General features: G+C 67.7%; 5 protein-coding genes. 2 read left to right on the top strand and 3 right to left on the bottom strand.

Annotated features, from left to right (window positions below; genetic code table 11):
* Nucleotides 1-812 (top strand): FAD-dependent 5-carboxymethylaminomethyl-2-thiouridine(34) oxidoreductase MnmC (gene mnmC / locus JNK68_05610; GenBank protein ID MBL8539832.1); only part of this gene is annotated, 812 nt, incomplete at its 5' end.
* Nucleotides 809-1,996, top strand: coding sequence for an alkaline phosphatase family protein (locus JNK68_05605; protein MBL8539831.1), 1,188 nt, complete (start codon nucleotides 809-811; stop codon nucleotides 1,994-1,996). The genes mnmC and JNK68_05605, both read left to right, overlap by 4 nt.
* Here the strand turns inward: JNK68_05605 and JNK68_05600 are convergent.
* The 3 genes from JNK68_05600 to JNK68_05590 all read right to left on the bottom strand — a co-directional run.
* Nucleotides 1,993-3,981 carry a site-specific recombinase gene (locus tag JNK68_05600; protein MBL8539830.1) on the bottom strand — a complete coding sequence of 663 codons (1,989 nt, stop codon included), beginning with the start codon at nucleotides 3,979-3,981 and terminating at the stop codon, nucleotides 1,993-1,995. The two genes, JNK68_05605 and JNK68_05600, sit on opposite strands and share 4 nt — an antisense overlap.
* A 103-nt stretch (nucleotides 3,982-4,084) precedes the next feature.
* Nucleotides 4,085-4,684: a hypothetical protein gene (locus tag JNK68_05595; protein MBL8539829.1), complete on the bottom strand. Its 600-nt coding sequence runs from the start codon at nucleotides 4,682-4,684 to the stop codon at nucleotides 4,085-4,087.
* A 135-nt stretch (nucleotides 4,685-4,819) separates the two neighbouring features.
* Nucleotides 4,820-6,046: NAD(P)-binding protein (locus JNK68_05590; GenBank protein MBL8539828.1), on the bottom strand; the 1,227-nt coding region annotated here is incomplete at its 5' end.

Raw genomic sequence — 6,046 nt, 5'->3', positions numbered from 1 at the left:
CAAGTGAGCAGATCGGTGCGCCCGAGGGTGTGGCGCGGCGGGTGAGTCGCGAGGAGGGGAGTGCGCTGGTGGGTGCGCACACCGGCGGTGCGGGATTCTGGTTCGAGGCGGCCGGCTGGGCTTCGGCAGCCAGTGTCTGCGAAGCGCGACTGGCGCGCTGCGGCGATAGCGTGCGGCGGGTGTTCGCGCGCGAAGCGATCGGTCTCGACCGGGTGAAGGAAGGCTGGCGTGTGCTGGACGTCGGTGGATCGGTAATCGCCGAAGCGCCGGCAGTCGTGCTCGCCAATGCACGCGATGCGCCGCGCTTTGCTGCGGCGGGTGCATTGCGGCTGCGGGCAGTGCGCGGGCAGATCACCCGGTTGCCCGCACGGCAGGACGGCGGGCTGCGGGCAGCGGTTTGCGGCGACGGTTACGTGGTCCCCGCTCTCGACGGCATGCATTGCATCGGCGCGAGCTTCGACGAAGACGATTGCGGCACGGACTTGCGCGGCGCGGACCACGCGCGCAATCTCGAACGGCTCGAACGGATGCTGCCGGGATTCGCCGCGCCCTGTGACGCGGCAAGCCTCGCCGGCTGGGTCGGCGTGCGCGCGGTGACGCCGGATCACCTGCCGCGCGTGGGTGCGCTCGACGGTGACGAAGGGGTGGGGCACTTCGTGTGCGTGGGCCTGGGCGCACGCGGGCTCACGTGGTCCGCCCTGCTCGGCGAGCTTCTCGCGAGTCATCTCGACGGTGATGCGCTGCCGGTGCCGCGTCATCTCGCCGAGCGGCTTGCGCCGGGCGAGACGCCGACGCAGATGCACTCCGCATGAGCGCGCCAGCCGTGACGAGCGAGCAGTGGGTGCGGCCGGACTACTCGGGCGGCGGCATCGTCAATCTGATGGCAAGCGTGATGGCGGCGCGCGGGGGCGGACGCAGCACTTACCCGCTGCTCGAAGGGCTCGACGCGGAAGTGCTTGCCAGACCGCGTACCCTCGTCCTCCTCGTGATCGACGGTCTCGGCTTCCGGCACGTCCTGCGCTCGTCCGCCGCGCCGTGCATCCGCGAGCACCTTCGCGGGCGGATGACGTCCGTGTTCCCGTCGACCACGGCGGCTGCCATTCCCACGTTCCTCACCGCGCTGGCGCCGCAGCAGCACGGTCTCACCGGCTGGCACATGCTGTTTCGCGAGATCGGCACGGTGGCCGCCGTGCTGCCCTTTCGGCCGCGCTGCGGCGGTCGATCGCTGCGCGAGGGGGGCGTCACGCCGCAGCTCCTGCTCGGACTGTCACCGCTCTACGACCGGCTTACCGACCGCTCCTGGGTGATCGCACCGGAGCGCATCGTGCACACGGATTTCAACGCCGCGGCGAGCGGCCGTGCGGAGCGCGTCGGATATCGCACCCTCGACGAACTCGCCGAGCGTGTGCTCGCAGCCGCCGTCATGCCCGCGCGCAAGTTCGTCTACGCCTATTACCCGGAGCTCGATTCGCTGGCGCATGTTCACGGCATCGGCAGCGATGAGGTGCAGGCAGAGCTGGCGCGCATCGACGGCGCGTTCGATTCGCTGGTGCGCGCGCTGCGTGGCACCGACACGACGCTCGTCTTGACCGCGGATCACGGCTTCGTCGACACCACGCCAGAGACGCGCGTCGCCCTGCAGGATCACCCCGAGCTTGCGGCGATGCTGACACTGCCTCTCTGCGGTGAACCGCGCGTGGCGTATTGCTACGTCGATCCGGAACACGTGCGCGATTTCGAGCACTACGCCGCCACCCGGCTCGCCGCGGGCTTCACGCTCGTGCGCAGTCGCGATCTGATCGAGGAGGGCTGGTTCGGGCCCGGTGCGCCACACCCGCGGCTCGCCGAGCGGGTCGGTCACTACGTGCTTCTCGCCCGTGACAACTGGACGCTCACGGATCTCGCGCTCGGCGAGCGGCCGCACGTGCAGATCGGCGTGCACGGCGGGGCGACGGCGGACGAGATGCTGGTGCCGCTTGTGGTCGCGCCGGCTTAGGCATCCCTCGGCGGCAGGAAGAACTCGCCGGGCCGCTCACGCAGAAGTCGCAGCAGGCGGCGTATGAGTTCGCCCCAGTTGCGCCAGGTGGCGCGTCGCGAGCGCATCGCGACATAGATCGCAAGGCTGAAGCTCACCGCGAGGTTGAGGACGCCGATGCCGGCGATGCCGGCGACGCACCAGGCGATCGTCGACCAGGGCACTCCGTGGTCGAGGCCGGCGAGACCGTACGCGAAATTGGCGGCCGCGAAGGTGACGTGCCGGATGTCGAGCGGCAGGCCGGTCAGGAAGCCGATGAACGACGTCATACCGAGGAGCACGCCGAAGAAGAAGTTGCCGGCGAGCGCACCGAGATTCTGTTCCGCATAGAGCGCGAACCGGTCGAGGCGCGCCTGACCGAGCATCCGCGCGGGAAGCCGCAACTGGCGGATGCGCTGCGGAATGCGGTTGTAGACCGCGGCATTGTCGTAGTAGCCGGAGATGAGACCGGAGGCGAAGAGCCATATGCCGGCAATGGCGGCGTAGAAGAGCGCGGGGCTCGCGACGGGATCGAGGTCGTGCAGGAGAGTCACCGCTTTCTCCGGTGACGCAATCGCCTTGCCGCTCGCCCACCGGATGCTCCCGGCGATGAGCCAGGCGACGGGGAAGGCGAGAACGACGTTGCCGACGATTGCGATCATCTGCGTGCGCGCCACCTTCAACGCGAGCTCCGCGAGATCGTCGAGCGCGCGGCGCGAGTCGGGCGCCGCGGAGAGCGTGCGCGCGATGAGGTTCGCCGTCATCGCCGGCTGCTTGGTCGCCAGCGTGAAGTGCAGCACATGGATCAGCATGAAGCCGCATGCGTAGTTCATGCACACGCTCATGGTTTCGATCAGCGGCGGCAGGTGCGGCGTCAGGATGCCGATCTTGAAGAGCGCCATGACGGCGACGATGAGACCCGCGCCCATCGCCGAAGCGAGCATCGCACGGTATTCGGAACGATCGTTCGCGACGTAGTGCTCGCCGGTCTTGCCGGCGTTTTCGGTCACGCGCAACGCCAGCAGTCGCGTGTTGCGGCCGACGAAGTCGCGCAGGCTGTGCTTGCGCTGGTTGCGGCCTACGAGGTCGAGCGCGAAGCTCACCACGCGGTGGCCGAAGTCTTCCGCCGGCACCGGGTCGACGAGGCGCAACAGAGTGCGCATGCGCTCCAGATACTCGCGCTGGATCAGCCAGAAATAGGTGAGCCGGACGCTCGTACCGTAGCGCTGGGCCGTGCTGCGAATGCGCTCCAGCGTGTTCTCGCACTGATCGAGCAGGACGTCGAGGTGGCGGTCGTCGTCGAGCGATCGCGCGCGGTCGACCAGCCACTTGCGGTAGTCGACGATGTAGCGCCGCGCCTCGATCTGCTGCCCCACGAACGGTGACTCGTGCTCTTCGAGCGCGGGCTCGTTGCGCACGAACTCGGGGTCGAGTCCGATCGCGGCGACGCGGTACGACAGCACCTGGATCGCTTCCAGGATCGCCAGCGTGATGGACGTCTGATGTTCGGCGTCGTCCGGCCCGCCTGGACCGAGTGCGGCGAGAAGGTCTTCGCACGCGTCGAGCAGCAGCGAACCAAGCCAGCGCCAGTCATCGCTTTCCCGGAAGGCCAGGCTCAGGATGTCCTCGAACGAGCCCAGGTCGAGCGCGGGCGGCAGGACCCGATAGGCGAGCTTCTGCAGGAGCTCGCGTCCGAAGCCTTCCTGCGTCGGCGTGCCGGTGTTGGCGAAGAGGTGGACGGGCCGCCGCGTCGCGATCAGATGCAGCAGGTAGCCGCGCAACGCGTCGGCGTAATCGCGTCTTTCCGTGAGCAGCAGCGTGAGTGAGCGCAGGTTGCCGAGCGCGGTGGCCCCATCGGTCGCATCGCGTGGCCGCATGGCCTCGGCGAGATCGGCGAGACAGTGCGGATCGCAGTCCGGAGCACTGGCGGCGATCTCGTCCAGCACGCGTTGCAGGCCATGGTGCATGGAAGAAAATTGTAACGGGCGAGCCGCACGCGCGACTATCGCCCACCCCGGTTTCAGCGCCGCGGAAGCGAGTGACCGCGGTCGCCCTCGATTGCTCGATGCGTCAGGGCGTGATGAAGACGAAGCAGCCGCGCGGATCCTTGCCCTTTTGCTGCCGATTGACCTGAATCACGATGGTGTCCCCTTCGATGGTGGGGAACTTGACCGTGGCCTGGTCGACCGGCCTGCTGCCGGCGCCGGAAAGGGCGCCGACGAATTCCGCGCCGTCGGGGACATCGGCGTCGATCTCCAGCACCTTCACGAGCAGCGCGGTCGGCGGTCCGGCGATGACGGCGGCCTGCGCGAAATCGACTTCGACATTGGTGCCGAAGCCGCAGGGCGCGCGTACCACGTCGCCGGGGCGCGCGGGGACGTTGGCAACCAGGGTCGCGCCACCCGATGTCTGCAGGTGCTTTGCGGTGCCGCGGATATCCAGCTTGCGCACTGAATGGGTATCGATCGAGCCCTTCGCCGTCTTCTTGTGCACGGATTCCGCCAGCGACTGCGGCTGGCCGAGATCTTTCCAGGGGACTGCGGGGGGCTTGCCGTTGAATTCGAAGACGGCAACGTTGTAGAGGAAAAGCGTCTCGTCTTCAGGGCGTTCGGCCGCACCGGCGAGCCCGGAGGCGGCGAGAAGGAGCAGGGCGACGGCGCGTGCACGCATCGGGAAATTTTCCTGGGTGGGTGACGCCCTATGGACCGCGGCAGCGCCGCAACGTTCGGCGGCAGCCGGGCAACCTGGAAAGGCGCGGGCGCCGCGGAAACTCCCGGTGGGAGTTCCGCGACACCGCGAATGCCGTCAGATCGACTCGGGGATCATCGTGATGGCACCGCAGGGGCACTCCGACACGCAGATGCCGCAACCCTTGCAGTAGTCCAGGTTGAACTTGAACCGATTGCCGGGACCGAGCTTGATGACGGCGTTATCGGGGCACACGCCGTAGCAGTTGTCGCACTCGAAGCAGTTGCCGCACGAGAGACACCGGCGCGCCTCGAAGAGCGCGTTGCTTTCGTCGAGCCCGCCGACCACTTCGTCGAAGGTGGACTGCCGGCGGATCATGTCGAGCGTCGGCTGCACCGTCTTCGGCGCATCGTCGTAGTACCACGGGTTGAGCTTGTCGAAGGTGGCGATCTCGTGCTTCGGAGCAGGCTCGTAGGCAGTGCCGCGCAGCCATGCGTCGATGTTGCGTGCTGCCTTCTTGCCGTGACCGATGGCGACCGTGACGGTGCGCTCGGACGGCACCATGTCGCCGCCGGCGAAGATGCCGGCACGGCCGGTCATCATGTTCTTCGAGACCTGCACCACGCCGTCCTTGATTTCCAGACCCGGCACGCCGTTCAGGAGAGACAGGTCGACGTCCTGTCCGAGTGCCAGTACCAGCGAGTCGGCTTCCAGCGTCTCCATCTGACCGGTCGGCTGCGGGAAGCCCTTCGCGTCGAGTTCCATGCGCTCGACGGTGAGCGTGCCCTCGTCTGACATGTTCTTGATGGTCGACAGCCACTTGATCATGATGCCTTCCTGCAGCGCCTCCTCGACCTCGAAGTCGTGCGCAGGCATCCTCTCGCGGGTGCGGCGGTAGACGATGATGGCCTCCTCGGCGCCGAGTCGCTTCGCGGTACGCGCCACGTCGAGCGCAGTGTTGCCGCCGCCGTAGACCACCACGCGGCGCCCGAGCATCGGCTTCTCCTCGCCCTCCATGCTGCGCAGCACCTGCATCGCATCGAGCAATTTCGCAGCCTCACCCGCCGGGATATAGGCGCGCTTCGCGATGTGCGCGCCGACGGCGAGGAACGCGGCGTCGAAACCGCCTTCCTTCATCGTCTTCTCGATGTTCTCGACCTTGGTGTTGAGCTTGAGCGTGACACCGAGATCGAGAATGCGCTGGACTTCGGCTTCCAGCACGTCCCGCGGCAGGCGGTATTTCGGGATGCCGAAACGCATCATGCCGCCCGACAGCGGCCCGGCTTCGTGGATGGTGACACGGTGACCGAGGCGCGCCAGGTGATAAGCAGCGGACAACCCCGA

Source organism: Betaproteobacteria bacterium, assembly GCA_016791345.1.
In the GTDB taxonomy this organism is placed as follows: domain Bacteria; phylum Pseudomonadota; class Gammaproteobacteria; order Burkholderiales; family JAEUMW01; genus JAEUMW01.
The sequence above is the reverse complement of the archived record's forward strand: the minus strand, read 5'-3'. Positions and strand labels throughout refer to the sequence as shown.